The sequence below is a fragment of the Streptacidiphilus fuscans genome, assembly GCF_015690355.1.
Lineage (GTDB): Bacteria > Actinomycetota > Actinomycetes > Streptomycetales > Streptomycetaceae > Streptacidiphilus > Streptacidiphilus fuscans.
This window is the reverse complement of sequence record NZ_JADPRT010000012.1, coordinates 181,480-208,077: the sequence shown is the minus strand read 5'-3', so window position 1 is coordinate 208,077 and position 26,598 is coordinate 181,480. Positions and strand designations below refer to the sequence as shown.

23 protein-coding genes are annotated in these 26,598 nt (G+C 71.3%); 18 read left to right on the top strand and 5 right to left on the bottom strand.

Annotated elements, in window-relative coordinates; all coding sequences use genetic code 11:
• Position 1: 1 nt before the first annotated feature.
• Positions 2-1,588 carry a FadD3 family acyl-CoA ligase gene (locus tag I2501_RS26575; RefSeq protein WP_196196756.1) on the bottom strand — a complete coding sequence of 529 codons (1,587 nt, stop codon included), beginning with the start codon at positions 1,586-1,588 and terminating at the stop codon, positions 2-4.
• A 166-nt stretch (positions 1,589-1,754) separates the two neighbouring features.
• Here I2501_RS26575 and I2501_RS26570 point away from each other — a divergent pair, with 166 nt between their 5' ends.
• The 4 genes from I2501_RS26570 (at position 1,755) to galE (ending at position 5,421) form a co-directional block, all read left to right on the top strand.
• Positions 1,755-2,897, top strand: coding sequence for a lipid-transfer protein (locus I2501_RS26570; protein WP_196196755.1), 1,143 nt, complete (start codon positions 1,755-1,757; stop codon positions 2,895-2,897).
• 36 nt (positions 2,898-2,933) lie between these two features.
• The gene (locus I2501_RS26565) at positions 2,934-3,395 is read left to right on the top strand and encodes a Zn-ribbon domain-containing OB-fold protein (RefSeq protein ID WP_196196754.1); all 462 of its coding nucleotides are present in this window, start codon (positions 2,934-2,936) and stop codon (positions 3,393-3,395) included.
• A gap of 289 nt (positions 3,396-3,684) precedes the next feature.
• The gene (locus I2501_RS26560; RefSeq protein WP_196196834.1) at positions 3,685-4,407 is read left to right on the top strand and encodes a polyprenol monophosphomannose synthase; all 723 of its coding nucleotides are present in this window, start codon (positions 3,685-3,687) and stop codon (positions 4,405-4,407) included.
• Between the two features lie 36 nt (positions 4,408-4,443).
• Complete coding sequence (gene galE, locus I2501_RS26555) at positions 4,444-5,421, top strand: UDP-glucose 4-epimerase GalE (protein ID WP_196196753.1); 978 nt, start codon at positions 4,444-4,446, stop codon at positions 5,419-5,421.
• A gap of 207 nt (positions 5,422-5,628) precedes the next feature.
• On the opposite strand, the gene I2501_RS26550 is transcribed toward galE, so the two are convergent.
• Positions 5,629-7,950 (bottom strand): outer membrane protein assembly factor BamB family protein, encoded by a 2,322-nt coding sequence (locus tag I2501_RS26550; protein ID WP_196196752.1) that lies wholly within the window; start codon positions 7,948-7,950, stop codon positions 5,629-5,631.
• 337 nt (positions 7,951-8,287) lie between these two features.
• Here I2501_RS26550 and I2501_RS26545 point away from each other — a divergent pair, with 337 nt between their 5' ends.
• Both I2501_RS26545 and I2501_RS26540 read left to right on the top strand, forming a co-directional pair.
• Positions 8,288-9,688 carry an SAM-dependent methyltransferase gene (locus I2501_RS26545; protein ID WP_196196751.1) on the top strand — a complete coding sequence of 467 codons (1,401 nt, stop codon included), beginning with the start codon at positions 8,288-8,290 and terminating at the stop codon, positions 9,686-9,688.
• Positions 9,689-9,747: 59 nt separating this feature from the next.
• A complete protein-coding gene (locus I2501_RS26540; RefSeq protein WP_196196750.1) occupies positions 9,748-10,395 on the top strand; it encodes a TetR family transcriptional regulator in 648 nt (215 codons plus the stop codon).
• A 413-nt stretch (positions 10,396-10,808) separates the two neighbouring features.
• Here the strand turns inward: I2501_RS26540 and I2501_RS26535 are convergent, their stop codons facing one another.
• Complete coding sequence (locus I2501_RS26535) at positions 10,809-11,042, bottom strand: DUF7455 domain-containing protein (RefSeq protein ID WP_196196749.1); 234 nt, start codon at positions 11,040-11,042, stop codon at positions 10,809-10,811.
• A gap of 442 nt (positions 11,043-11,484) precedes the next feature.
• Here I2501_RS26535 and I2501_RS26530 point away from each other — a divergent pair, with 442 nt between their 5' ends.
• From I2501_RS26530 to I2501_RS26495, 8 genes are all read left to right on the top strand, one after another.
• The gene (locus I2501_RS26530; protein ID WP_196196748.1) at positions 11,485-13,590 is read left to right on the top strand and encodes a DNA gyrase/topoisomerase IV subunit B; all 2,106 of its coding nucleotides are present in this window, start codon (positions 11,485-11,487) and stop codon (positions 13,588-13,590) included.
• Between the two features lie 170 nt (positions 13,591-13,760).
• On the top strand, positions 13,761-14,252 hold the full coding sequence (locus I2501_RS26525) for a CcdC protein domain-containing protein (RefSeq protein WP_196196747.1): 492 nt from the start codon (positions 13,761-13,763) through the stop codon (positions 14,250-14,252).
• 74 nt (positions 14,253-14,326) lie between these two features.
• Positions 14,327-15,538 (top strand): sensor histidine kinase, encoded by a 1,212-nt coding sequence (locus tag I2501_RS26520; protein WP_328806647.1) that lies wholly within the window; start codon positions 14,327-14,329, stop codon positions 15,536-15,538.
• Positions 15,539-15,611: 73 nt separating this feature from the next.
• Positions 15,612-16,424: a response regulator transcription factor gene (locus I2501_RS26515; RefSeq protein ID WP_196196746.1), complete on the top strand. Its 813-nt coding sequence runs from the start codon at positions 15,612-15,614 to the stop codon at positions 16,422-16,424.
• A 51-nt stretch (positions 16,425-16,475) separates the two neighbouring features.
• Positions 16,476-17,117, top strand: coding sequence for a DUF485 domain-containing protein (locus I2501_RS26510; protein WP_408022789.1), 642 nt, complete (start codon positions 16,476-16,478; stop codon positions 17,115-17,117).
• 52 nt (positions 17,118-17,169) lie between these two features.
• A complete protein-coding gene (locus I2501_RS26505; protein WP_196196745.1) occupies positions 17,170-18,729 on the top strand; it encodes a solute symporter family protein in 1,560 nt (519 codons plus the stop codon).
• A gap of 284 nt (positions 18,730-19,013) precedes the next feature.
• A complete protein-coding gene (locus I2501_RS26500; protein ID WP_328806646.1) occupies positions 19,014-20,711 on the top strand; it encodes a sensor histidine kinase in 1,698 nt (565 codons plus the stop codon).
• Complete coding sequence (locus tag I2501_RS26495; RefSeq protein WP_196196744.1) at positions 20,708-21,475, top strand: response regulator; 768 nt, start codon at positions 20,708-20,710, stop codon at positions 21,473-21,475. The genes I2501_RS26500 and I2501_RS26495 overlap by 4 nt, the downstream gene beginning before the upstream one ends.
• A 7-nt stretch (positions 21,476-21,482) precedes the next feature.
• On the opposite strand, the gene I2501_RS26490 is transcribed toward I2501_RS26495, so the two are convergent.
• Positions 21,483-21,947, bottom strand: a complete 465-nt coding sequence (locus tag I2501_RS26490; protein ID WP_215910021.1) for a MarR family winged helix-turn-helix transcriptional regulator — start codon at positions 21,945-21,947, stop codon at positions 21,483-21,485.
• A gap of 59 nt (positions 21,948-22,006) precedes the next feature.
• Between I2501_RS26490 and I2501_RS26485 the strand changes: the two genes are divergently transcribed.
• The 4 genes from I2501_RS26485 (at position 22,007) to I2501_RS26470 (ending at position 25,630) form a co-directional block, all read left to right on the top strand.
• Positions 22,007-22,873, top strand: coding sequence for an SDR family NAD(P)-dependent oxidoreductase (locus I2501_RS26485; RefSeq protein ID WP_215910020.1), 867 nt, complete (start codon positions 22,007-22,009; stop codon positions 22,871-22,873).
• A gap of 116 nt (positions 22,874-22,989) precedes the next feature.
• On the top strand, positions 22,990-23,187 hold the full coding sequence (locus tag I2501_RS26480) for a ferredoxin (protein ID WP_196196743.1): 198 nt from the start codon (positions 22,990-22,992) through the stop codon (positions 23,185-23,187).
• Complete coding sequence (locus tag I2501_RS26475) at positions 23,184-24,389, top strand: NAD(P)/FAD-dependent oxidoreductase (protein WP_196196742.1); 1,206 nt, start codon at positions 23,184-23,186, stop codon at positions 24,387-24,389. Before I2501_RS26480 ends, I2501_RS26475 begins: the two co-directional genes overlap by 4 nt.
• Positions 24,390-24,400: 11 nt before the next feature.
• A complete protein-coding gene (locus I2501_RS26470; RefSeq protein WP_196196741.1) occupies positions 24,401-25,630 on the top strand; it encodes a cytochrome P450 in 1,230 nt (409 codons plus the stop codon).
• Between the two features lie 48 nt (positions 25,631-25,678).
• On the opposite strand, the gene I2501_RS26465 is transcribed toward I2501_RS26470, so the two are convergent.
• The gene (locus I2501_RS26465; protein ID WP_196196740.1) at positions 25,679-26,596 is read right to left on the bottom strand and encodes a sucrase ferredoxin; all 918 of its coding nucleotides are present in this window, start codon (positions 26,594-26,596) and stop codon (positions 25,679-25,681) included.
• Positions 26,597-26,598: the final 2 nt, after the last annotated feature.

Below are 26,598 nucleotides of genomic sequence, written 5' to 3'. Positions count from 1 at the left end.
CCTACGTCCTGCTCCTCAGTTCACCCTTGAGCACCTTGCCGGAGGCGTTCCGCGGCAGTTCCGTCACGAAGACGACGTCCCTCGGCACCTTGTAGTTCGCCATCTCCCGCCTGCACCAGGCGATCAGCTCCGTGCCCGCCTCGGCGTCGGCCGCGCTCCGTGGGACCACGAAGGCCCGGCCCACCTCGCCGAGGCGCGCGTCGGGGACGCCCACCACCGCCGCGTCCGCGACGAGCGGGTGTCGGGTGAGAACCCGTTCGATCTCCGCCGGATAGGCGTTGAAGCCGCCGACGGTGTACATGTCCTTGAGGCGGTCCGTGATCCGCAGGTTGCCGTCGGCGTCCAGGACGCCGACGTCGCCGGTGCGGAGCCAGCCGTCCGGGGTGAAGGCGTCGGCCGTGCCCGCCGGGTCCTCGAAGTACTCGCGCATCACCGTGTAGCCGCGGACCTGGACCTCGCCCGGCGCACCGGGCGGCTGGTCCTTGCCGTCCGCGTCGCGCACGCGCACCTCCACGCCCGGGATGGCGCGGCCCGAGGTCGCCGCCACCGTGTCCGGCGCGTCGTCGCGGCGGCACATGGTGACCATGCCGCTGGACTCGGTCAGGCCGTAGGCCGTCAGCACCGTGGCCAGGCCGAGCTCCTCGCGGATGCGGGTGACCAGCTCCAGCGGGACGACCGCCGCGCCGGTGACGGCGAGGCGGAGCGAGGACAGGTCGTGGCGGTGGCGCGCCGGGTGGTCCAGCAGGGACTGGTAGATCGTGGGCGCGCCCGGCAGGACGGTGACGCGTTCGGTGGAGATCTTGGCCAGTACCGCCTCGATGTCGAAGACGGGCTGCGGCAGGATCGTCGCGCCGCTCATCAGGCAGGCGAGGATGCCCGCCTTCCAACCGAAGGTGTGCGTGAACGGGTTGACCACCAGGTAGCGGTCGCCCTCGACCAGCCCGGCCAGCTCCGCCCAGGTGCCGAAGGCGCGCAGGGTCTGGACGTGCGTGGTGACCGCGCCCTTGGGGAGGCCGGTCGTGCCGGAGGTGAACATGATGTCCGCCGGGTCGTCCGGGCGGACCGCCGCGATGCGCTCACGGACGGCGCGTTCGGGTATGTCCGCGCCACCGGCCAGGAAGTCGTGCCAGCCGAGCAGCCCCTCCGGGACGGCCTGCGGCCCGCTCTCGCCGAGCAGCACGGTCGTCCGCAGGTCGGGCAGCGGGCCTGCGGCCTTCAAGGCCGCGACGTAGCTGACGCCGAGGAAGTTGGGGGTGACGAAGAGCATCCCGGCCCGTGTCCGGCGCAGCAGTTCGGCCGCCTCGCCGCCCTTGAGGCGGGTGCCCAGCGGAACCAGGACCGCGCCCGCGCTGACCGCGCCGAGCGCCGCGACGACGTAGTCGGGGGTGTTGGGCGCCCAGATGCCGACCCGGTCGCCGGGACGCACCCCGGCAGCCATCACGCCCGCGGCTGCCCGCCGTACCCGCTGGGCGAGTTCGCGGTAGCCGACCCGGGTGCGCGGGCCGACGACGGCCTCGGCGTCGCCGTAGCGGTCACCCGCCCGTTGGACCAGCTCGGCGATCGTTCCCCACTCCTGGTCCGCTCGCATCGGTCCGCCCTCCGCCCGACTGCCGCAATATGACTGCACGTCAGATTAGGGTGGCGACGGCCTTCCCGGAAGGGTGCACGACGCCTATTCTGACGAGGCGTCAGATAATCAAGGACGCACCGGTTCAAGCACACACCGCCGGGGCGCGGGGAGAGCGGGGGCAGCCATGCTCAAGGACCGCACGGCCATCGTCGGCATCGGCCAGACACGCTTCGCCAAGCACCTGGAGGAGTCCGAGAAGGCCCTCGCCTGCCGTGCCGTGCTGGCCGCGCTGGCGGACGCCGGGATCGAGCCGCACGAGGTGGACGCGCTCGCCTCCTACACCATGGAGGAGACCGACGAGGTCGAGCTGGCCAAGGCCATCGGCGCGGGCGACGTCACCTTCTTCTCCCGGATCGGCTTCGGCGGCGGCGGCTCCTGCGCCACCGTCGCACACCTGGCCATGGCCGTCGCCACCGGACAGGCCAGCGTCGGCGTCGCCTGGCGCAGCCGCAAGCGCGGCAGCGGCAAGCGGCCGTGGACCAACACCGCCCAGCAGCTGCCGACCCCGGCCCAGTGGACCCGGCCCTTCGGCCTGCTGCGCCCGGCCGACGAGATCGGCATGCTGGCCCGCCGCTACATGCACGAGTACGGCGCGACCCGGGACCACCTCTTCAACGTGGCGCTGGCCTGCCGCAACCGGGCCAACCAGAACCCCGACGCGATCATGTACGACCGGCCGCTGACCCGCGAGATGTACATGGACGCCCGCTGGATCAGCGAACCGCTCTGCCTCTACGACAACTGCCTGGAGACCGACGGCGCGCTCGCCTGCGTCGTGGTCAGCGCCGAGCGGGCGCGCGACTGCCGGACCAAGCCGGTCTACCTGCACTCGGTGGCGCAGGGCCTGCCCGCGCAGCACCACGGGATGGTCAACTACTGGAACGACGACCCGCTGACCGGCCCCGCCTGGGCCGCCGCCCGACAGCTGTGGAAGACCGCCGACTTCGGCCCCGAGGACGTCGACGTGGCGCAGATCTACGACGCCTTCACGCCGCTGATCCCGCTCTCCCTGGAGGGCTACGGCTTCTGCGGACGCGGCGAGGGCGCGGCGTGGACGGAGGGCGGCGCGCTGGAGCTGGGCGGACGGCTGCCGATCAACACCGGCGGCGGCGGGCTCTCCGAGGGCTACGTCCACGGCTTCAACCTGATCAACGAGGGCGTCAAGCAGCTGCGCGGCAGCTCCACGGCGCAGGTCCCCGACGCCGGAACATGCCTGGTCACCGCGGGCGAGGGCGTGCCCACCTCGGCCCTGCTGCTGCGCGCCTGAGCCCCGGAAACCCTTCGACTCGACGAGAGGATCCGCATGGACACCCTGACCGCCGACGGCCTGCTGCTGCCCTGGCCCGACGACGACGGCGAACCGTTCTGGGAGTACGCCCGGCGCGGCGAACTGCGGATCCAGGCCTGCGCGGACTGCGGGCGCCTCCGGTTCCCGCCGCGTCCGTGCTGCCCCCACTGCGGCAGCTTCGAGGACGAGTGGCGGCTGATGTCGGGGCGCGGGCGGATCTGGTCCTACGTCGTCGCCCATCCCCCGCTGCTGCCCGCCTACGCGGAGCGTGCTCCCTACCCGGTCGTCCTGGTGGAGCTGGACGAGGACCCGACCGTCCGCCTGGTCGGCACGGTCACCTCGTCCGTGCGGCGCCCCAACGCGCCGTGGGACGCGGTTCCGCCGCAGCGACTGCGGATCGGAGCGCCGGTCCAGGTGGTCTTCCAGGCGATGACGCCGGAGGTGACCGTCCCCCGCTGGGCGCTGTGCACGGGGTGAGCCCCGAGGGACGAAGAGCGAAGAGCGGAGTCAAAGCCGCTCCCGTCGCGAACTCCTGCAAACGGGTGAAACAAGGTAAAGAGCGCCGACCTCGGGAACAATGCGTTTCTTCCCGGTGAACTAGCTACGCTCCTGACCGTACTCTCGTCTGGATGGGTTACAGTCCAAGGTCGTCCGTGCCGCGTTCCGCAGCGTTCGCACAGGCCCGTAAAGAGGACCAGGAGCCATCGTGACCAGCAAGCCCGTCGAGCTGCCCGACGACTGGGCGGAGACGCCCGTGACCGTCGTCATGCCGACCTACAACGAGATCGGCAGCCTCGAGGCCACTGTCGAGCAGGTGATGGCACTCAAGCTGCCCGGCCTGCACCTCAAGATCGTCGACGACAGCAGCCCTGACGGCACTGGTGAGCTCGCCGAAAAGCTCGCCCAGCGCCATCTGTTGGACGGCAAGCCGCGCATCAGCGTGCTGCACCGCAAGGGTAAGGACGGCCTGGGCAAGGCGTACGCCGCCGGTATGTCCCTGGCCGTCGAGGAGGGTGCCCACTTCGTCGTCCAGATGGACGCCGACGGCAGCCACCCCGCCGAGGCCATCCCCCAGATGCTCGGCACCGCACTGGCCACCGGCGCCGGTCTGGTCGTCGGCAGCCGCTACGTCCCCGGCGGCGAGCTCGCCGACGAGTGGGGCTGGCACCGCCGCCTGCTGTCGCGGTGGGCCAACACCTACGCCGGGACCATCCTCTCCACCCGCGTCCGGGACATCACCGCAGGCTTCAACCTGTGGAGCGCGGAGACCATCCGCGCGGTCGACCTGGCCACGCTGGAGAGTGCCGGCTACAGCTTCCAGGTGGAGCTCAAGTTCCGTGCCGTCCACGCCGGTTTCAGCGCGATGGAGGTGCCGATCCGCTTCGAGGAGCGCCGCGCGGGCGAGTCCAAGATGAGCTTCGCGGTCCAGCTGGAGTCGGCCGTGGTGCCGTGGCGTCTGCGCCTGCGGGCCCGCAAGCACAAGCGCTGACACAGACGGCGGGTGCCGCCGCGTAGAGTGACGGGCATGACTTGGCTCGTCACCGGCGGTGCCGGCTACATCGGTGCCCACGTCGTCCGTGCGATGGTCGAGGCAGGCCACGGGGTGGTCGTCCTCGACGACCTCAGCACGGGCGACGTGGCGCGTCTGCCCGCGGACGTACCGCTGGTCGTCGGCTCGACCCTCGACCGCCCGCTGCTCGGCACCGTGCTGCGCGAGCACGCGGTGGTCGGGGTGCTGCACGTCGCGGCGAAGAAGCAGGTGGGCGAGTCGGTCGAGCAACCCCTGCGGTACTACCGGGAGAACGTCGAGGGCCTCCGCGTCGTGCTGGAGGCCGCGGTGGACGCGGGCGTGGGCCGCTTCCTGCTCTCCTCCTCGGCGGCGGTCTACGGGATGCCGGACGTCGACCTGGTCACCGAGGACACCCCCTGCCGCCCGATCAGCCCCTACGGCGAGACGAAGCTGGCGGGCGAGTGGCTGGTCCGCGCGACCGGCCGTGCGGCCGGCATGGGCACGGTGTCGCTGCGGTACTTCAACGTCGCGGGTGCGGCGGCCCCGGAGCTGGCCGATCCGGGCGCGTTCAACCTGGTCCCGATGGTCTTCGAACGCCTCGACGCGGGCGAGCCGCCGCGCGTCTTCGGCGACGACTACCCGACCCCCGACGGCACCTGCATCCGCGACTACATCCACGTCGCGGACATCGCCTCCGCGCACGTCGCCGCGGTGCGGCGGCTCACGGAGCGGCCGGACAGCACCGATCTCGTCCTCAACATCGGCCGTGGGGAAGGCGTTTCGGTCCACGAGATGCTCGCCGTCATCGGCGAGGTCACCGGCCTCGACACCACCCCCGTCGTCACCCCCCGCCGCGCGGGCGACCCGGCCCGCGTCGTCGCCTCCGCCGAGCGGATCGCCCAGGAGCTGGGCTGGAAGGCGAGGTTCGGCGTCGCCGAGATGGTCTCCTCCGCGTGGTCCGGCTGGCGCCGGCAGCACCCTGCGCAGAGCTGAGGTTTGCACTTACCTCAGGGGCGCGGGGAACTGCGCGAGTAACCACCCTGTGCGGATGGCCCTGCGCGTTGAGGACCATCCGCATGCGGGTGGCTTATCGCGCCCACGCGGCGGAGCCGCACATCAGCAGAGCCCCGCGCCCCTGGGTAGTGCAACTTGCTGCGGTAGGCGCATATCAGCGGAGCCCCGCGCCCCTGACGCGCAGCCTTACGGCTGCTTGGTCGCGGTGCCGAGCGCGGCGTCCAGCGCGTAGACGCAGTGGTCCTTGCTGAAGGCGAAGACCTTGCCGTCCGCCGCGACCGGGGTGCCGGTGATCTCGCCGCCGGTGTCGAGCTTCCAGCGGAGACGGCCCGTGGCCAGGTCGAGGGTGTGCAGGGAGTGGTCACGGCTGCCGACGTGGACGAGGCCGTCCGCCGAGGCGGGGACGCCGGCCAGCTCCGCGCGAGCGGCGTAGCGCCAGTGCTCCGCACCCGTGCGGGCGTCGAACGCGTGGACCGTGTCGCCGCTGCTCACCAGCAGCACTCCCCCGGCGAGGACGACCGGGTCCGCGCCCTGGCGACCGCCCGTGCGGACGTGCCAGCGCAGTGATCCCGTCGCCGTGTCGAGGGCGAAGACGGTGCCGAGGTAGTCGGCGAAGAAGACCCCCTCCTCGGTGACCACCGGCGAGGTGAACAGCGCGACCGGGGCGTCGAAGCGCCACCGCTCCTGGCCCGTGGCCTCGTCCAGGGCCAGCACTCTGGTGCCGTTGCAGACGTGGACCACGCCGCGGTGGAGCACCGGTCGGGAGGGGACGTCCTCGCCGAGCGGCAGCGCCCACTGCAGCTGACCCGACGTCAACTCGACCGAGCGGAGCCGACCGCCGCCGTAGTAGTAGACCGAGTCGCCGAGGACGCAGGGGCCGGACAGGCTGTTCTCGTAGTCCTGCTGGGCGTCCTTCGCCTGCCACATCTCGCTGCCGTCGATCGCGGAGCGGACCTGGACGCCGCCGCCGCGCGTGCCGGCGACGATCGCGCCGCCCGCCGCGTCCAGCGTGTAGGTCCAGCCGTCCAGTGCGACGCGCCAGCGCTCGCTGCCGTCGGCGGCATGGAGGGTGAACAGGTTCGGACCGTCGGCGGCGTGGACGCGGCCGTCCGCGACGGCGAGCGCCCAGGCGACGTCGCCGGTGCGGAAGCGGCGGCGTCCGCTGGCGATGTCCAGGGCATGGACCTCGAAGCTGGTGACGTAGAGGACGCCGTCCGCGACCACCGGCGAGCCCCAGACGTCGTGCGACATCCGGAACCGCCACGGCCGCCACGGAGCGGCTTGGGCCGCCTGCGCGACGTGCGTGGGCTGGGCGGCCGGCTGAGCGGCGGGCTGCGCCGCCTGCTGGGCCACGGGCGCGGGTGCGGCGTGGGCGCCGCCCTTGCGGACCCAGCCGGTGCCGGGCGGCATGACCGGCGGGGCGGGCTCACCGGCCGGGACGCGGACCCCCGGTCCGATCGGCGAGGGGACTCCGGGCAGGAGCACCTTGGGCGCGGCCTCGGTACGCGGGTCCACCCCGGTCGCGCCGACGGGCGCGGCCACCGGAGCGGGGACGGGCGTCGGAGCAGGCCCGGGATCCGGAATCGGCGCCTGCGCCGGAGGCGGAGGCGGGGTGCGACGGCCGCGCTTGGCGTCGATCAGGGCGAGCGCCGACGGGGGCAGCCACTCGCGGGAGTCGTCCTCGCCGCCGTCGCCGCTGGCGTACAGGTGCGGGCCGAGCTCGGCCGCGATCTGGGCCGGGGACGGGCGACGTTCAGGGGCTGGGCGCAGGCAGGCCTTGACCAGCGGCGCCAGGTCCTGCGGCAGGCCGGAGAGGTCCGGCGACTCGCGCAGCAGCATGAAGACCGTCTCCACCGGGTTGGCCCCGTGGTACGGCGCGTGCCCGGTGGCCGAGAAGACCAGCAGCGAGCCGAGCGAGAAGACGTCCGAGGCGCCGGTGACGCCCCGGCTGTCCCTGGCCTGCTCCGGCGACATGTACGCGGGCGTGCCGACCGCCACGTTCGTCATGGTCAGCCGGGTGTGCGAGACCCCGGCCGCGATGCCGAAGTCGATCACGCGCGGGCCGTCCTCGGTGACCAGCACGTTCGACGGCTTCAGGTCACGGTGGACCAGCCCGGCCGCGTGGATCGACTGGAGCGCCTCGGCGATCCCCGCGATCAGCCAGCGCACGGTGGCCACCGGCAGCGGTCCGCACTCGGTGACCAGGTCCTCCAGCGACGGCGCCGGAATGTAGGCGGTCGCCAGCCACGGCACCGCCGCGTCCGCGTCCGCGTCGACGACGGCAGCGGTGTAGAAACCGCTGACCGTCCGCGCCGCCGCGATCTCGCGGGCGAAGCGCACCCGGAACAGCTGGTCCTCGGCCAGCTCTCCCCGCACCGTCTTGATGGCGACTCGGCGCCCCGCCGCCGAGCGCGCCAGGTACACCAAGCCCATCCCGCCCGCGCCGAGCCGGCCCAGCACCTCGAAGGGCCCGATCCTCCTCGGATCGTGCGCCGTCAGCTGGTCCACGTCCTCAGCACCTCCCCGTTGGGTCACATCCGCGCCCACCCGGGGGCGCACACTGATTCTCCACGGCGGACCCCCCTGCGGACCAACCCATCCGGCAGGACATCAGCCACAACACCGCAACAGTCCGCGCAACGGGACGCAACGGTCCGGATCTTCGACCGTCGTCACACCCCGATCACACCCTCCATTGCACCCGCCAGAGCGGGACTCTGCGGCATCCGGTCGGCCTTCGTCACGACTCGCTGCCAAATACAACGGAATGCCCTCACAACCGGTGGTCAGCGATCTAGATTGGGGACGGACCATCACGTGCCGACGCGTCGTGAGAGGAGCCGTGATGACGAGCGACAGTGCACTCGCGCTGCGCGAACTACTCACCGAACTACTCGGTGCCGAGCCTCCGTTCCGCCTGCGGACCTGGGACAACGCCGAGGCGGGCCCACCGGACGCACCGCTGCTGACCGTCGCGAACCGGCGAGCGCTGCGTCACCTGTTGTGGGCGCCCAACGAGCTGGGCCTGGCCCGCGCCTATGTCGCGGGCGACCTGGCGATCGCGGAGGACGGCACCGGCGGACCGGGCCTTCCGGGGGACGACGAGGAGCTGTTCGAGCTGCTCCGCCGGCTCGCCCATCTCGCCGAGAACCGCCCCGAACTGTCGCTGCGCCCGTCCACACGGACCCTGGTCGGCCCGGAGGGACGCCGGATGGTGGGCGCGGCGCTGCGCCTGGGCGCGATCGGTCCGCGTCCGCCGATCCCGCCGGAGGAGGCGCGGCGCAAGTCCGGCCCGGTCCACACGCTGCGCCGCGACCGGGCCGCCATCAGTCACCACTACGACGTCGGCAACGACTTCTACCGCCTGGTGCTGGGCCCCTCGCTGGTCTACTCGTGCGCGTACTGGCCGCCCGGGACCACCACGCTGGAGGGCGCGCAGGAGGCCAAGCTGGACCTCATCTGCCGCAAGCTGGGCCTGCACCAGCTGGGCGAGGGTGCCCGGCTGCTGGACGTCGGCTGCGGCTGGGGCTCGATGCTGCTGCACGCGGCGCAGCACTACGGCGTCACCGGCGTCGGCGTCACCCTCTCGGCCGAGCAGGCGCGCGGGGCGCGGGAGCGGATCGCGGAGGCCGGGCTGACGGACCGGCTGGAGATCAGACTGCAGGACTACCGCGAGGTCGATGACGGTCCGTTCGACGCGATCTCCAGCATCGGCATGGCCGAGCATGTGGGCGCGGAGCAGTACCGCCGCTACGCCCGCACCCTGCACGGGCTGCTGCGGCCGGGCGGACGCCTGCTCAACCATCAGATCGCCCGCCGTCCCGGCCGCCCGGGCGAGCCGTACCGGCTCAGCCCGTTCATCGCGGCCTACGTGTTCCCCGACGGCGAGCTGGCCCCGGTGGGCAGCACGGTCGAATGGCTGGAAGACGCCGGTTTCGAGGTCCGCGACGTTGAGTCGCTGCGCGAGCACTACGCGCTGACGCTGCGCCGCTGGGTGGCCAACCTGCGCGAGGAGTGGCCCCAGGCGGTCAAGCTGGCGGGCCTCGGCCGGGCCCGGGTCTGGCGGCTCTACATGGCCGCCTGCGCGCTGGCCTTCGAGGAGAACCGGATCGGGATCAACCAGGTGCTGGCCGTCAGAACGGACCCGGAGGGCCGCAGTGGACTCCCGCTCAGCCGCGGGGCGTGGCTCGGCGAGGACCTGCCGGCGCCTCCGTCAGCGGGCCCCTCAGCGGGCCCGTCAGCCTGACGGAGCATTCAGATTTCCGTCCGAATAGCGCCCGGATCTTGCCACGGTAAACTGACGGCATGACAGGACAAGTTCGCACCGTCGATGGGCGTGTCGCCGGACGGCGCGGGCAGGCGACGCGGCAGAAGCTGCTCGACTGCCTTCGCGAGATGCTGGCGACCTCGCCCTACCGGGACGTCAAGGTCATCGACGTCGCCCGGATGGCGGGTACCTCCCCCGCAACCTTCTACCAGTACTTCCCCGACGTCGAGGGCGCTGTCCTCGAGATCGCGGATGACATGGCCAAGGACGGCGCCGGCCTCAAGGACCTGGTCGCCGACAAGTCGTGGGTCGGCAAAGCCGGCTACCAGACGGCAGAGGAGCTGGTCGACGGCTTCCTCTCCTTCTGGCGCGACAACGAGGCCATCCTCCGTGTCGTGACGTTGGGCTCGGCCGAAGGGGACAAGCGGTTCTTCAAGATCCGCATGAAGATCCTCAACGCCGTGACCAACTCGCTCACGGACTCCCTCAAGGCCATGCAGGCCTCTGGCAAGGCGGACAAGTCGGTCAGCGCGCCGGCTGTCGCCGGCTCCCTGGTGGCGATGCTGGCCGCCGTCGCGGAGCACCAGAAGGGGTTCGACTCCTGGGGCGTCAAGGCCAAGGAGCTCACCCCGAACCTGGCCCTGCTGGTCTACCTCGGCATGACCGGCAAGAAGCCGCCGAAGTAGCCCTCGAGCACAGGCTTCACCCTTCATGACGGAGCCATGGGCCCGGTCGCCTGTCCGCCGGCGCTAGCGCCGGGCTGTGCCTCGGGGGAGGTACGTCCAGCGCATCCATGCTCCGTTCCCACTAGGGCGGTACCGTCTCTGACCTGACGGTGCCGCCCTTGACCTTTTCCTTTGCCGTGGGTCAACACCAGGGAAAGTTGCACTCCCCAGGGGGGGGGGGGGGGGGGGGGGGGGGGGGGGGGGGGGGGGGGGGGGGGGGGGGGGGGGGGGGGGGGGGGGGGGGGGGGGGGGGGGGGGGGGGGGGGGGGCGGCCCCCCCGGGGGGGGGGGGGGGGGGCGGGGCCCCCCCCCCCCACTGTGTCGGACAGCTCTGTTCAGCTCGTCGTCAGATGACCGGGGTCACCTCGGCGCACCTCAGCTTTCGTCGGCTCCAGCCGACGCCTGGGTGGCCGTGAGTCGACCGCTCTCGTCCTGTATCTCAGCGGCGATCTTCTTCAGCTCAGGCTCGAACTTGCGGCCGTGGTGAGCGCAGAAGAGCAGCTCGCCGCCGGACGCCAGCACGACTCGGAGGTACGCCTGGGCGCCGCAGCGGTCGCAACGGTCGGCCGCGGTCAGCGGGGTCGCGGGGGTGAGAACGTTAGTAGTCACGTCGCCTCTTCTCTAGCTCGACGAGCTGTCTTACCAGGGTCAACATCCAACCAGTCTGGATTCGTTCCCGCTCGGTCTTTCTTTTTCGCGAGCGGTGGTTCCGGGGCTTGGCGGGTGGAGACGGCGGTCGTCGGTGTGGTGCTGTCTCGTGGTGCGTTGTTGTAGTGGAGGACGTGCCCGGAGCGCGAACGGTTCATGCCTGCCGCCGTCAGTGACCTTTGCTTCACTCGAACGTGTTATCGAACGCTCGTGCGAGGTGCGCGTAGCATAAGCCACATCGAGTGGGACGCAATAGCCCCAGCCCACGCACCGGTAGCCTGCACTCCGGCAGCATTGTTGCCATGGTGCCTTGGCACACCCGGTGGAAGCCAGGGAATGTGTCTTTGTTCGCAGCCAGCAGAAGTCGAAAAAAGAAGATGCAGAGTAGAGGAGCACCACGCGCGTGACCGCCGAACCCACCGTGCCCGCCAGCGCTCAGAAGGACGGGTCCAACTACACCGCGCGGCACCTCCTCGTTCTCGAGGGCCTGGAGGCGGTGCGCAAGCGCCCTGGCATGTACATCGGGTCGACCGACAGTCGGGGCCTGATGCACTGCCTGTGGGAGATCATCGACAACTCGGTCGACGAGGCGCTGGCCGGCGTCTGCGACCGGATCGAGGTGCTGCTCCACGCCGACGGTTCGGTCGAGGTCCGGGACAACGGGCGAGGCATCCCGGTCGACATCGAGCCCAAGACGGGGCTGTCGGGCGTCGAGGTCGTGATGACCAAGCTGCACGCCGGTGGCAAGTTCGGCGGCGGCTCGTACGCCGCCTCCGGCGGTCTGCACGGCGTCGGCGCCTCCGTGGTGAACGCGCTGTCGGCGCGCCTGGACGTCGAGGTGGACCGCAGCGGTCACACCCACGCGATCAGCTTCCGACGCGGCACCCCGGGCGAGTTCAAGGGCGACGGCCCCGACGTCGACTTCACCCCGGCCAACGGGCTGACCAAGACCAAGAAGGCGCCGCGCGGCCGTACCGGCACCCGCATCCGCTACTGGGCGGACCGGCAGATCTTCCTCAAGGACGCCAAGCTCTCGCTGGAGAACCTGCACAGCCGGGCCCGCCAGACGGCCTTCCTGGTGCCGGGGTTGACGATCGTGGTCCGGGACGACCGGGCGGTCGACGGCGCGCCGGTGGACGAGCAGGTGTTCCACTTCGAGGGCGGTATCACGGAGTTCTGCGAGTTCCTGGCCCCGGACAAGCCGGTCTGTGACACGCTGCGGCTGAGCGGTCACGGTACGTTCAAGGAGACCGTGCCGGTCCTGGACGAGCTGGGCCATATGACCCCCACGGAGGTCGTCCGCGAGCTCGCCGTCGACATCGCACTGCGCTGGGGCACCGGTTACGACACCACCCTCCGCTCCTTCGTGAACATCATCGCGACCCCCAAGGGCGGCACCCACGTCGCCGGGTTCGAGCGGTCGATCACCAAGACGTTCAACGAGGCGCTGCGGGCCGCCAAGCTGCTCCGCGTCGCCGAGGACGACATCGTCAAGGACGACGCCCTCGAAGGCCTGACCGCCGTGGTCACGGTGCGGCTTGCGGAGCCGCAGTTCGAGGGGCAGACCAAGGAGGTGCTCGGCACCTCCGCCGCGCAGCGGATCGTCGCCGCCGTGGTGGCCAAGGAGCTGAAGGAGTTCCTGACCTCCACCAAGCGGGACGCCAAGGCCCAGGCCCGCACGGTGATGGACAAGGTCGTCGCCGCGGCGCGGACGCGCGTGGCGGCACGTCAGCACAAGGACGCGCAGCGCCGGAAGACCGCGCTGGAGACCTCGTCGCTGCCCGCCAAGCTGGCGGACTGCCGCAGCGACGACGTCGACCGCAGCGAGCTGTTCATCGTCGAGGGGGACTCGGCGCTCGGCACCGCGAAGGTCGCCCGGAACTCGGAGTTCCAGGCGCTGCTGCCGATCCGCGGCAAGATCCTGAACGTCCAGAAGGCCTCCGTCTCCGACATGCTCAAGAACGCGGAGTGCGCGGCGATCATCCAGGTCATAGGGGCCGGCTCGGGCCGCACCTTCGACATCGACCAGGCGCGCTACGGCAAGGTCATCATGATGGCCGACGCCGACGTCGACGGCTCGCACATCCGCACCCTGCTGCTCACCCTGATGCACCGTTACATGCGGCCGATGGTCGAGGCAGGGCGGGTGTTCGCGGCGGTGCCGCCGCTGCACCGGCTCGAACTGATCAACCCGCGCAAGGGCCAGGAGAAGTACGTCTACACGTACTCCGACAACGAGCTGCGGAACACCTCGCTGGAGCTGCAGCGCAAGGGCCAGCGCTGGAAGGAGCCGATCCAGCGCTACAAGGGTCTGGGCGAGATGGACGCCGACCAGCTGGCCGAGACGACCATGGACCCGCGCCACCGGATCCTGCGCCGGATCAACCTGGTCGACCTGGAGGCGGCGGAGAAGACCTTCGACCTCCTCATGGGCAACGACGTGGCGCCCCGCAAGGAGTTCATCGTCGACTCCGCGGCGCTGCTGGACCGCTCGCGCATCGACGTCTGAGCAGGAGATTTCGGGGGTAGCACCCCACGTCCACCCGGGGGTGGAGAGGCGGCCGGGGCCGCTTCTCCACCCCTGTCTCCATCCCTGCTCCGAGGCCCGGCGAGCCGGTGATCCGTAGTTTCGGAGGTGTCAGCGGGACCCACCCGCAGCCGCCGGACAGGAGACCTGAGATGCCCGCCCTTGCGAACGTCGTCGTGATCATCGCGGTGGTCGGCTACGTGCTGTTCCGCCAGTTCCAACCCCGTCTGGTCAACAGCAACCCGCGCAGGCTGCTGATCGTCCCGGCCGTCCTGGCCTACCTGGCGCTGCGGGACCCGCACCTGCTCGACCCCCACCACCGGGCGCTGTCGGCGGGCTTCCTGATCGTCGGCGTGGTGCTGGAGATCGGCATGGGCGCCGCCTGGGGCTTCACCACCCGGATCTGGCGCGACGCCGACGGGTCGATCTGGTCCAAGGGCACCAAAGCCAGCCTCTTCGCCTGGATCGGCATGGTGATCGTCCGGATCGCCCTCTACGCCGGGGCCGCCGCGTTCAGCATCCCCCAGGGACAGGCCGGGATCCTGCTGTCGCTGGCCGCGCTGCTGCTGGTCCGTGGCATGGTGGTGACCTGGCGGTCCCGGGAGTTCGGCGCGGCGTACGGTAGCCCCGTCGGAGCGCTGTGACCGCCCCGGTCGCGGTGTGGTCCCGGATCTCCGGCATGCGGACCCCTGACGCCACGGAGAACAGGACACCTGACGTGGAAAGCTGGACCGAATGGCCCTCACGGGAGGCGATCTCCCGCGAGGGCCTCGCCGTGGGCCGCCGCACGGTGGGGGTCGGCGCGCGCCTGATGGGTCTCGGGTTCGCGCTCTGGTTCACCTTCCGGAACCCGGTCGAGCCGATGACGGCCGCCAGGGTCGCCACCATCGTCCTGGTGATGCTGGTGGGCGGCCTGGCCTTCTGGGGCGCGGTTCACTTCGCCAAGCGCATGAACCCGGCGGGGGCGCTCATCTGTCTTGCCGTCACCTTGGGCCAGGCGATCATCCTTTCGGTAGACGGGGCGCCGATTCTGGGCCTGGTGACGATGTGCGTCATCGCGATCCGGTCGGTGCAGCAGCTGCCGTTGATCTTCGCCGCGCCGATCGTGCTCCTGGGCGGGTCGGTCTTCGTGGTGGTCGCCCCCCTCGGTTACTCGAGCTGGGGCAACCTGATCACTGTCTTCGGTCTCGGCGTGCTCGGTTACGTCACCCGGCAGGACTGGGAGGCACGGGCACAGACCCAGCGCACACTCGCGCAGGAGCGGGCGCTGCGCACCGTCGAGGCGGAGTCGGCGGCGCTGGCCGAAAGGGCCAGGATCGCACGGGAGATCCACGACGTGCTGGCGCACTCCCTCTCCGCCCAGCTGGTCCACCTGGAGGCGGCTCGGCTGATGCTGGACAGCGGCGCGGAGCGGGACCAGGTGCGCGAACGCATCGTCGCCGCACGGAGGATGGCCCAGGACGGACTGCTGGAGACCCGGGCCTCGCTCTCCGCGCTGCGGGGCGAGTTCACCCCGGTGGGAGAGTTCCTGGCCAAGCTGACCAAGGAGGAGTCCGCCCAGCTGGAGGTGGTCGGCACGCCGCGACCGCTCACCGCCGAGGCCGGCGTCGCGGTGCGGCGGACCGCGCAGGAGGCGCTGACCAATGTGCGGAAGCACGCGCCCGGTTCGCGCTGCTCGGTCCGGTTGTCGTACCTGGAGGATATGGTCGAGCTCGAAGTGGTGAACCAGCGCGGTCCGGGCCGTGGCGAGTCCACCACCGGCTCCGAGCCGGCGTCGGAGCTTTCGTCCGAGCTGGCAGCCGAGCTGGCGGGGTCCGGCAGCGGGCTGGGGCTGCTGGGCATGCGCGAGCGTGCGGAGCTGCTGGGCGGGCAGCTGGAGGCGGGGCCTGTTCCGGGTGGGTTCCGGGTGCTGCTGCGGGTTCCGTGCTGACCGCTGCCTTCGGGGGCTGTTCACGGGACTCGTTCACGGGATTCGTTCACACAGTCCGTTTACGATGGGCCAGATGGAGAGTCAGCCGGTCAGGGTCGTGGTCGCGGACGACCAGCAGGTCGTGCGCGAGGGCATCGTCATGCTGCTGGGTCTGCTGCCCGGGATCGACGTGGTGGCAGCGGCAGCCGACGGTGAGGAGGCGGTCGCCCTGGTGGCGGAGCACGCCCCCGAGGTCGTGCTGATGGACCTGCGGATGCCGCGGATGGACGGGGTCGAGGCCACCCGCCGGATCCGGGCCGAGCATCCGCAGACGGCGGTGATCGTGCTGACCACGTACGCGGACGACGACTCGCTCTTCCCGGCGCTCCAGGCCGGTGCGCGGGGGTACCTGACGAAGGACGCGGGCAGCGAGGAGATCGCCCGCGCGATCAAGGACGTCCGTTCGGGGGCGGCGGGTCTGTCGCCGCAGATCCAGGCCAGGTTGCTGGAGCGCCTCTCCACGCCGGGCGCTGCCGTCCCTGCTGATCCATCTGCTCCCAAGGATCCTGACGCAGCGTCTGCTGACGCGGCGTCGACGCCGCCGTCGACCGCGGCATCAACACCGGCGCCCGGGACACCCGCGCCGTCGACACCGGCGGCATCGTCGCGGGTGCAGCCCGGCGCGCAACCGGCCCCGCTCCCGGACGGGCTGACGGCGCGTGAGGCGGAGGTGCTGGGGCTGATCGCGGCCGGGCTCTCCAACGCCGAGATCGCGGCCCGACTGTTCGTCAGCATGGCGACCGTGAAGACGCACATCAACAACCTCTTCGCCAAGACCGGTGTCCGCGACCGGGCCCAGGCGGTGGGTTACGCATACGAACACGGGCTTCATCACCTGATGGGGTGAACGTCCGTACACCGGACCACGCAACCGCGTTCGGCTGCCCATTCTTGTGGCGTGAGTCCTCAAGAACTGGCCGAACGTGAGTCGGCCGCACAAGCCGATCGTGCCGATCCGGCTGCCACGACGGACGACGCCGAGCGCGTCGCGCCCGACCTGGGGCAGGAGCCTGCCCCTCCCGAAGAGCCGCCCGAAGCATCCGAGCAGGAGCAACGACCAGCCGGTTTCGACTGGTGGGCGGCCACGCCCGAGGCCCTGGGCAGGCAACAGGCGCGGCAGGCGCACGACGCCCGCGCCGAGCGCGCCGCCTGGGCCCAACCTGTCGAGTCCGCCGAGACGTTGGGGTCCGCCGAGCCTGCCGGCGCCGATGCCCCGAGCCGGGACCAGGCCGCCGCCGTCTACCGGGCCGTCCACGAAAGCGCCGAGTTCCAGGCGATCCGCAGCCGGTACCGTCGCTTCGTCTTCCCCGCGACGCTCTCGTTCCTGCTCTGGTACCTGCTCTACGTCGTACTGGCGGTCACCGCACCGCAGCTGATGGCCCGTCCGATCGCCGGGCCGCTCAACACCGCCTGGCTGCTGGGGCTGCTCCAGTTCGTCAGCACCTTCCTGCTCACCTGGCTCTACGCCCGGCACGCCCGCGACCACCGTGATCGTGCCGCGCTCGGCCTGCGCTGGGAGACCCAGGACCGACTCCGGTGACGCGACCCACCGCGCCGGCGGCGTGCCCGCGTCCTCCGAAGGGGGATTGACCATGGCCGCAGGTCTCTTCGTGCTCGTCGTCCTGGTGACGTTGGGCATCACCCTCTGGGCCGGTCGCCGCAGCCGTGCCGCGGAGGACTTCTACGCCGGGGGACGGGAGTTCAGCCCTCTGCAGAACGGTTTCGCCATCAGTGGCGACTACATGTCGGCGGCCTCCTTCCTCGGCGTGACCGGCCTGATCGCGCTCTACGGCTACGACGGCCTGCTCTACACGATCGGCTTTCTGGTCGCCTGGCTCGTGGTGCTGATGCTGGTCGCCGAGCTGGTCCGGAACTGCGGCCGGTACACGCTGGCGGACGTGCTCTCGCTGCGGATGCGGCAACGGCCGGTCCGAGCGGCGGCGGGGATCTCGTCGATCGTGGTCTCGCTCTTCTACCTGCTCGGTCAGATGGTCGGGGCCGGCAGCCTGGTCGCGCTGCTGCTGCACCTGCACTCCTCGGCGTCCAGGGACTGGTCGATCGTCGGGATCGGGGTCCTGATGGTGGTCTACGTGACCGTCGGCGGGATGAAGGCCACCACCTGGATCCAGATCGTCAAGTGCGTGCTGCTGCTTGGCGGAACGCTTCTGCTGACGGTGCTGGTGCTGGTCCGCTTCCACGGCGACCTCGGCACGCTGATGCGCTCCGCCGCGCACGGCAGCGGCCAGGGCAGCGCGTACCTCCTGCCGGGCCTGCACTTCGGCCACAGCCTCACCGACCAGCTCGACTTCATCAGTCTCGGCCTGGCCCTGGTCCTGGGCACGGGCGGGCTGCCGCACATCCTGGCCCGCTTCTACACGGTCCCGACGGCGCGCGCCGCCCGGCGTTCCGCGATCTGGGCGATCGGTCTGGTCGGCAGCTTCTACCTGATGACCATCGTGCTCGGCCTCGGCGCCGCCGCGGTGATCGGCGGTCCCGCGCTGCGCGGCGCGAACGCCGCCGGGAACACGGCGGTCCCGCAACTCGCCGACGCCATGGGAGGAACGGTTCTCTTCGCGCTGACCTCGGCCGTCGCCTTCGCGACCATCCTCGCGGTGGTCGCCGGACTGACCCTGGCGTCCTCGGCGTCGTTCGCCCATGACCTGTGGGCGCGCGCCTTCCGGCACCCCGGTGAGCCGCAGCCGAGCGAGCGCCAGGAGGTCGTCGTCGCCCGGATCGCCGCGGTCGTCATCGGTGCGGTCGCCATCGTCCTCAGCCTGTACGCACAGAAGCTGAACGTCGCCGTGCTGGTCGGCATCGCCTTCGCGGTGGCCGCCTCGGCCAACCTGCCGGCGCTGCTCTTCAACCTCTTCTGGCACCGGTTCACCACGCGCGGCGCGACCTGGGCGATCTACGGCGGGCTGGTCCCGTGCCTGGCGCTGGTGGTCATCTCGCCGGTGGTCTCGGGCAGTGCGGCGGCGATCTTCCCCTCCGCGCACTTCGACTGGTTCCCGCTGCAGAACCCCGGACTGGTCTCGGTGCCGTGCGGCTTCCTCTTCGGCTGGCTCGGCACGGTCACCTCGCGCGGGCACGCCGATCCCGACGCCTACGCCGAGCTGGAGGTGCGCGCGCTCACCGGCGCCGGGGCGGCGTAGCGGGGGCGGCGTAGCCGGGCCGACACCGCCCCGACCTGGGCGGGAACGGCCGGGCCCCGAAGCGGAAAACGCAGGACCCCCGGGCGCGACGGGGGAGGCGCGCCCGGGGGCTGATTCCCAGCGTAGTCCTCGGGTGCGGTGTGGGAGGCCTTTCGCCGTTTCCCGCATTTCTCGATGTTCTGCTCATTCTGCGCAGTGAGACAGGGGTAGGCAAAACCCTCCTCACCAGGCACAATCGCCGGGACGCGGGCGTGGCAACGGGGCTTTCGCCCCTTGATCACCCGGTGGAGGCCGACTTGTTCGCACGGCGCAGGCTCTCCACCCGCATCCTGGTCGGCTCGTTGCTGATCCTGGCGGTGACCAGCGTCATCGGATTCGTTCTGCTGGGCTTCGCGCAGCGTGACGAGATCGACTCACTGAGCGAGCACCGGGCCGCGTCGATCGCCGACATCGCCGCCAGTGATCCGCAGATCGTGGCGGCCATGAGCGCGGGCGACCCGCACGGCGGACCGGACGGCGTGGTCCAGCAGGTCGCCCAGCGGATCGCGCTCGCCTCCGGCGCCAGCTTCGTCGTCGTGATCGACCGCAAGGGTGTACGTCACTCGCACCCGTTCCCGACGCTGATCGGACAACGGGTCACCGAGCCCATCGTCGCGCTGGACGGGCAGACCCACTTCCGGATCGACCCCGGGTCCACCGGCCGGTCCGCCAACGCGCTGGTGCCCCTCAAGGACAGCACGGGTCGCCGCATCATCGGCGAGGTCTCGGTCGGCATCGCCGACGACCAGGTCGTCAAGCAGCTGATCAGCGAGCTCTCCATCTTCGCGCTCTACATCGGCGCCGCGCTCGGCGTCGGCGTGCTCGCCTCCTACGTCCTGGCCTGGCGGCTCAAGCGCAGCACCTTCGGGCTGGAGCTGGAGGAGATCGCCGGGCTGCTCCAGGACCGCGAGGCGATGCTGCACGGCATCCGCGAGGGCGTGCTCGCCTTCGACCCGAGCGGCCGGGTCAGCGTCGTCAACGACGAGGCCCGACGGCTGCTCGGCCTCGGCACAGCGCTCGGCTCACGGCTGGAGGACCTGCTCCCCGACGGCAGACTGCGCCGGTCGCTGGCCGGGGACCTCGGACCGGATGAGATCCACGTCCTCACCGACAGCCACTGCCTGGCCGTCAACCGGATGCCCGTGGTGCTGCACGGCCGCGCACTCGGCGCGGTGGTGACGGTCCGCGACCGCACCGAGCTGGTCGGCATGCTGCGCGAGCTCGACTCGGTCCGCGGCCTGACCGACGCGCTCCGCGCTCAGCAGCACGAGTTCGCCAACCGGATGCACACCCTGGCCGGGCTGCTTGAGCTGGGCGAACAGCAGGAGGCGCTCGACTACGCCGTCGAGCTGGCCTCGGCCGACCGCTCCCGGGCCGAGGAGGTCCGCGAGCGGATCGGAAACTCGCTGATGGTCGGCCTGCTCGTGGCCAAGTGCACCGTCGCCGCCGAACGCGGCGTCGAGATTGTCCTCGACCCCGCGTCCAAGCTGGGCACCGACCCCGGCCATCTGCGCCGACTGCTGACGGTCGTCGGCAACCTGCTCGACAACGCGGTCGACGCGGCGGCCGGAAGCCATCCGGCGAAGGTCCGGCTGCTGCTCGCGGAGACGGAGAAGGCGATCAAGGTCCGCGTCGCCGACTCCGGGCCCGGCGTGCCGGAGGACGCCCTCGCGCACATCTTCGAGGACGGTTTCTCGACCCGCCCCGACCGGGGGACCGCGCGACGCGGCCTCGGCCTGGCGATGGTGCATCGCCTGGTCACCCGCCACGGTGGGACGATCGACGTGAGCAGCGGACCGGGCGCGGTCTTCACCGTCGTGCTGCCGCTGCCCGACAACGACCCGGCCCCGCTCGGGGCCGTCTTCACCGCGGCACCGCCGGTGCTCGCGTTCGACACGTTCGACGCGCTCGAGGTGCTCGACGGAGGAGGGACTCGCTGGTGATCAGAACCCTCGTCGTGGACGACGACTTCCGGGTGAGCGGCATCCATGCGGCGTACGTCGCCAAGGTGCCGGGCTTCGAGGTGGTCGGCCAGGTCGCCACGGTCGCGGCGGCGCTGGACGCGGTCCCGGGCCTGCGCCCGGACCTGCTGCTGCTCGACGTCTACCTGCCGGACGGCACGGGCCTGGACGTGCTGCGGCAGCTGGCGGCGACGCCGGTTCCCGTGCCGACGGCGGAGCTCGGCAGCGTCGAGGCGTCCGAGGCGGCCGGGGCGGGCGGGGCTGACGCGGACGCGCGGTACGGACGTCCGGACGCGATCATGATCACGGCGGCCCGCGACGTCAGCTCGGTGCGCGAGGCGATGCAGCTCGGGGCGGTCGGATACCTGGTCAAGCCGTTCGGCTTTGCCGCGCTCGAGCAGCGGTTGGCGGCCTATGCCGAGCTGCGGCAGCGGATGGCGGCTCTGGGCGACGCTGGTGAGACGGACCAGGCGGACGTGGACGCCCTCTTCAGCGTCGGCCGCTCAGCGCCGCTCCCGTCCGTCCCGGCCAAGGGCCACTCCGCGCCGACCCTCGCCCTGGTCCGCGACGCGATGCGGACGGCGCGGCGGGACCTTTCCGCGGCGGAGGTCGCGGAGCTGACCGGGGTGTCCCGGGCGACGGCGCAGCGGTACCTGTCGTACCTGGTCAAGGAGGGCCTGGCCCGCCTTGAGCTGCGCTACGGCACCACGGGCCGTCCTGAGCACCGCTACCGCGCGACGGCCTGAGGCTGTTTCAGTCGGCGCTGTTGCCCGTGAGGACGTTGTCGAGGTGCGCGAGCAGCGCGTCGAACGTTGAGAGCTGTTGTGGTTCGAGCGAGCCGAAGCATCGGCGGAGTGCGTGCGTTCCCGCTTGTTCCGCGGCCGCAAGCGTTGTTCGGCCCGCACTCGTCAGGGAGACGGTCTTGCGGCGGCGGTCCTCGGGGTCGCTGGTCCGGGCGACCATGCCGAGGCGCTCAAGGCCTTCCACGATCTGGGTGACGGATCGCGGCGCCTGGTCGAGGGCGGCGGCCAGCTCGGCTTGGTGGAGTGCGCCGCGGCCGGCCAGCGTCTGGAGGACCTTGGTGCGGGACAGGGACAGGCCGGCGGTCGACGTCATGTGCTGGTCGACCTGTTGGCGCAGGCTGTGGGCGAGGGCCAGGAAGGACAGTCCCACCTGCTCCGGAGTGCTGGCCGAGGTCGTTGCTTCGCGCTGGTCCATGGTTCGGGTATCCTCGCACAAACCATATTCGTGAGGTGCCTCATGAAAAGAGTCGTGAGATGAACCGTCCCGTCGCCGTGATCACCGGAGCCACCTCCGGCCTGGGCCGCGTCGCCGCGTTCGAGCTGGCCCGCCAGGGCTACCGCATCGGCGCCGTGGCCCGCTCCCGCAGCAGGGCGGAAGCCCTTGTCGCGGACCTGAAGGCGGTGACCGACGAGCCCGTCGACATCTTCCGCGCCGACCTCGGCCTGATCTCCGACGCACGCAGCGTGGGGGAGGAGATCGCCGCGTCCTATCCGCGCCTGGACGTCCTGGTCAACAACGCCGGCCTGCACGCCTTCGCCCAACGCGTCACCGCCGAGGGGTTTGCGGAGATGACGGCTGTGAACTACCTCGGCCCGTTCGTGTTGACCGAGGCGCTGCGGGAGAAGCTCGGTGCCTCCGCACCGGCGCGGATCGTCAACGTCGCCTCCGAAGCCTCCCGACAGGCGAAGGCCATTTCTCCGGCCGAGGACCTTCGCCGCATCGACCCCTACACCCGCCGCGAGTCGATGTCCCTGTACGGGCGCACCAAGATGATGACCATCATGTGGACCCAGGAACTCGCCCGCCGCCTGGATCCGGAGCAGGTCACCGTGAACTGCTGCGACCCCGGCTTCAACGCCACCGGCCTGGGGCGGGACCTGCCCGGCTCTGCGGTTCTGCAGCGCGTGCTGAACACCCTCGGGATCGGCGATCCTCGCAAGGGCGCCGGCATCATCGTGCGGCTCGCCAGCGACCCGGCGTTCGCGAGCACCAGCGGTGGCTACTTCTCGGTGCGCGACGCCCGCCCGCTGGAGTGCCCCGAGCCTGGCCGGAGCCCGCGCGTGCAGCGGGAGTTGTGGGAGGCGACCATGACGCTCCTCGCCACTCGCCCGGCCGACTGAGATCTTGGCGCCCGGGGCGTCACTCCCGCATTCATGAGGTACCACATTTTATGTTAGATTCATGAGGCACCTCATGAATTGCGGACCCCACGCAACAAGCGGAAGAGGACCTGCCCATGAACGTCCACATCGACGAGCACAAGTGCGTGGCCAGCGGACAGTGCGTCCTGGTCGCCCCGGACGTCTTCGACCAGCGGGACGAGGACGGCATCGCCTTCCTGCTCGACGCCTCGCCGTCGCCCGGGAAGCGCGACGAGGTACGGGAAGCGGTCACCGTCTGCCCCGCCGCGGCCATCCGCCTGGAAGACGAATGAACCGGGTCGTCGTGGTCGGAGCCGCCGCCGGCGGACTCGCCACGGCCGACTCGCTGCGTCAGCAGGGCTTCGCCGGACACATCACCCTCATCGGCGACGAACTCCACCTGCCGTACGACCGGCCTCCGCTGTCCAAACAGCTCCTGACCGGCCAGTGGGAACCCGAACAGCTGCTGCTGCGCTCGGAGTCGGACATCGGCGCACTTGGCCTCGACCTCCGTCTCGGTGTCGCCGCCACCTCCCTCGACCCGCGTCTCGGCACCGTCACCCTCGCCGACGGCAGTGCCGTACGGTACGACGCACTGGTCATCGCCACCGGCGTACGGCCCCGTCCGTTCCCCGGCGGCGAGAACACGGCCGGCGTGCACGTCCTGCGCACCGTGGAGGACGCCCTCACACTGCGGGACCGGCTGCAGCCCGGCCGCCGCCTGGTCGTCGTCGGCGGCGGATTCGTGGGCACCGAGGTCGCCGCAGCCGCTCGGCAGCGCGGCGTCGATGTCGCCCTGGTGGAACCGGAGCCCGTGCCGCTGGCGCGCAGCATCGGTGAGGACGCGGGCCGGTTCCTCGCCGAGCTGCACCTCAGCAACGGCGTGCGCATCCACACCGGAGTGAGAGCCGTAGCCCTCGACACCTCCGGCGGCGCCGTTACCGGTGTTCGGCTGGACGACGGGCGGCAGCTGCCCGCCGACGACGTGCTGGTCGCCACGGGCACCCTGCCCAACACCGACTGGCTGCGGGGAAGCGGACTGGACGTCAGCGACGGCGTGGTGTGCGACGCCTACAGCCGGTGCGCGCCGGGCGTCCACGCGGTCGGCGACGTCGCGCGCTGGTACAACGGGCTCTTCGGCTGCGCCATGCGGGTCGAACACCGCGCGACCGCGTCCGAGCAGGGCATCTCCGTTGCCCACAACATCCTGTACCCCGCGTCCCCTCGCCCGTTCACCCCGGTGCCCTACTTCTGGACCGACCAGTACCACCTGAAGATCCAGTCCTACGGCTACCTGCGGGGACACGAGGAGACCGCGCTCCTCGACGGCGACCTGGCCGACGGCCGGGCGCTGATCGGCTACCGCCGGGGCCGTCGTCTGTCCGGCGTGCTCTCGATCAACATGCCCTTCAAGGCGATCCGGCCGTGGCGCACCGCACTGACCCGCCGCACCGAATGGGCCGACGCCGTTCCCGCACGGACGCCCGCCCGATGAACGGAGGACCCATGACCGCCCCGCATGACAGCGCCACCGTGCACCCCCACTTCCCTCAGGCCCGCCCCTCCGCCTGCCCCTTCGACCCGCCCACGGACTACCGGGACTGGCAGCGGCGCGAGGGACTGCAGCGTGCCACCTTGTGGAATGGCTCCAGCGCCTGGGTGGTGACCCGGTTCGAAGACATCCGGGCCGTCCTGAGTGACCCGCGCATCAGTGCGGACGGCCGCAACGCAGGCATGCCCCGCCTCTCCCCGGCCGCCCAGCACCGACCCGACGAGGAGCCGCCCTTCGTCCGCCTGGACGACCCCGAGCACGCCCGGCAACGCCGCATGCTCACTGCGGACTTCACCGCCAGACACGCCGCGGCACTCCGCCCCCAGGTCCAGCTGCTCGTCGACGAGGCACTCGACGAGATGATCGTCAAGGGGCCACCGGCAGACCTGGTCAGCGACTTCGCCCTGCCCGTGCCCTCCCGGGTCATCGCCGTCCTGCTCGGTGTCCCCTACGAGGACCACGGCTTCTTCCAGCACAGCAGCAACATGCTCCTCGACATGTCGCTGCCCGCCGAACAGGTCAGGAGTGCCAGCGAGGTCTTCGTCGAATACCTGCACGAGCTCATCGCCAAGAAGGCGACCGCCCCTGGCGACGACCTGCTCAGCCGACTCCTTGCCGAACGCGTCGACACCGGCGAACTCACCCGCCGGCAGCTGACCTCCATGGCCCTGCTCATGCTCATCGCCGGGCACGAGACGACCGCCAACACCATCGCTCTGGGCACCCTGGCCCTGCTCCGTCATCCCGAACAGCTCGCCGTCCTGCGCGACGCGGAAGACCCGGCCGTCATCGCGCGGGCTGTCGAAGAGCTGCTGCGCTACCTGTCCGTGGTCGAGAACGTCGTCGTCCGGGTCGCCACCGAGGACCTCACCATCGGGGGAGAGGACGTCCGTGCCGGCGACGGCATCATCGTCAGTCTCCCGGCGGGCAACCGCGACACGGCCCTCCTGCCCGACCGAGCAGACGTTCTCGACCTCACCCACAACGCGCGCGCCCACCTGGCGTTCGGCTTCGGTGTCCACCAGTGCCTGGGGCAGAACCTGGCCCGGATGGAACTGCAGGTGGCGATTCCCGCGCTGCTGCGACGCCTCCCCGGGCTGAACCTCGCCATCCCCTTCGAGGACGTCGCCTTCCGTCAGCAGATGTCCGTCTACGGAGTCACCCGACTCCCCGTCACCTGGTAGGCCCGGCAGCCGGCCGCGTTCCTTGACGGCAGTCGGCGCAGCAAGACCTCAGCGCACTGGCGTCAGGCTGACCACGTCGAAGCGGTCCGGGTTCGTCGGAGACTTGAGGCAGCTCTCGGGCCGGGCCGGTTCGGAGGCCACGCGGTGGACGAGGGCGTCCCAGGCGCGGCCGTCGACGTGGGTGATGCGGACCGTCCACGCGTCCGCGACCTCGCCGTCGGCGACCGGCTGCTGGACGACCGTCAGCGCGTCGACGGCTTCGACGCCGAAGTCCTGACGAACAGCCAGCTCCGCCGCCTGACTGGGCCGTTCCCAGAAGGAACGGCCGCGGCACCACTCGGCGACGACCGTGCCGGAGTGGGTCGCCTCCAGCACCTCCTTCGCCGTGTGCGGGGAAAGGCGGCCGTAGGTGTAGCCGTAGGGCAGCACCAGCATGGTGGGGGAGAAGCGGTGGCCGCCCAGGTGGGTGACCTCCCAGACCTGGGCGTGGCCGGAGGCGGCCAACTCGGCCGCGAGCGGGCGGCCGAGGAGCGCGCAGCAGCGGTCGCGGCGCCCGTTGGTGCAGACGAGGGCGAGCGGGTCGCCCTCGTACGCGGTGCCGAAGTCGCCGTGCTCACCCGCGCCCACGGCGGCGAAGTCGAGGTCGCGCAGCGCGTGCGGGTCGTCGAGGTGGGCCTCGCGGACCCAGGAGCCACCAGGGGCGGTGTGGGCGAGGAAGACCGTGTGGGCCTTGGACGGCGGGCAGTCGGCGTGGCGTCCCGGGCGGCGGATCAGGGCGATCTCGACGCCGGTGCCCTTGGTCAGCTGCAGCAGGTCGCGGCCGAGCTCCGGGTGGAAGTGGCTCTCGGTGAGCGCGCGGGGTCCCCACGGGCCCGACTGCTCGATCAGCAGCCAGGCGGTGGCCCGGGGCGCGGTGCCGGCCAGGGGCTCGGTCAGCTCTCTGGACGCGGTCGTACACATGCTCACGG

Bases quoted from the DNA above. Each gene is read 5' to 3' on its own strand.
- I2501_RS26470 (WP_196196741.1), top strand. From the start codon at position 24,401: ATGACCGCCCCGCATGACAGCGCCACCGTGCACCCCCACTTCCCTCAG.
- I2501_RS26480 (WP_196196743.1), top strand. From the start codon at position 22,990: ATGAACGTCCACATCGACGAGCACAAGTGCGTGGCCAGCGGACAGTGC.
- I2501_RS26490 (WP_215910021.1), bottom strand. From the start codon at position 21,947: ATGGACCAGCGCGAAGCAACGACCTCGGCCAGCACTCCGGAGCAGGTG.
- I2501_RS26515 (WP_196196746.1), top strand. From the start codon at position 15,612: ATGGAGAGTCAGCCGGTCAGGGTCGTGGTCGCGGACGACCAGCAGGTC.
- I2501_RS26475 (WP_196196742.1), top strand. From the start codon at position 23,184: ATGAACCGGGTCGTCGTGGTCGGAGCCGCCGCCGGCGGACTCGCCACG.
- I2501_RS26540 (WP_196196750.1), top strand. From the start codon at position 9,748: ATGACAGGACAAGTTCGCACCGTCGATGGGCGTGTCGCCGGACGGCGC.
- I2501_RS26575 (WP_196196756.1), bottom strand. From the start codon at position 1,588: ATGCGAGCGGACCAGGAGTGGGGAACGATCGCCGAGCTGGTCCAACGG.
- I2501_RS26505 (WP_196196745.1), top strand. From the start codon at position 17,170: ATGGCCGCAGGTCTCTTCGTGCTCGTCGTCCTGGTGACGTTGGGCATC.
- I2501_RS26525 (WP_196196747.1), top strand. From the start codon at position 13,761: ATGCCCGCCCTTGCGAACGTCGTCGTGATCATCGCGGTGGTCGGCTAC.
- I2501_RS26565 (WP_196196754.1), top strand. From the start codon at position 2,934: ATGGACACCCTGACCGCCGACGGCCTGCTGCTGCCCTGGCCCGACGAC.
- I2501_RS26570 (WP_196196755.1), top strand. From the start codon at position 1,755: ATGCTCAAGGACCGCACGGCCATCGTCGGCATCGGCCAGACACGCTTC.
- galE (WP_196196753.1), top strand. From the start codon at position 4,444: ATGACTTGGCTCGTCACCGGCGGTGCCGGCTACATCGGTGCCCACGTC.
- I2501_RS26560 (WP_196196834.1), top strand. From the start codon at position 3,685: ATGCCGACCTACAACGAGATCGGCAGCCTCGAGGCCACTGTCGAGCAG.
- I2501_RS26545 (WP_196196751.1), top strand. From the start codon at position 8,288: ATGACGAGCGACAGTGCACTCGCGCTGCGCGAACTACTCACCGAACTA.
- I2501_RS26485 (WP_215910020.1), top strand. From the start codon at position 22,007: ATGAACCGTCCCGTCGCCGTGATCACCGGAGCCACCTCCGGCCTGGGC.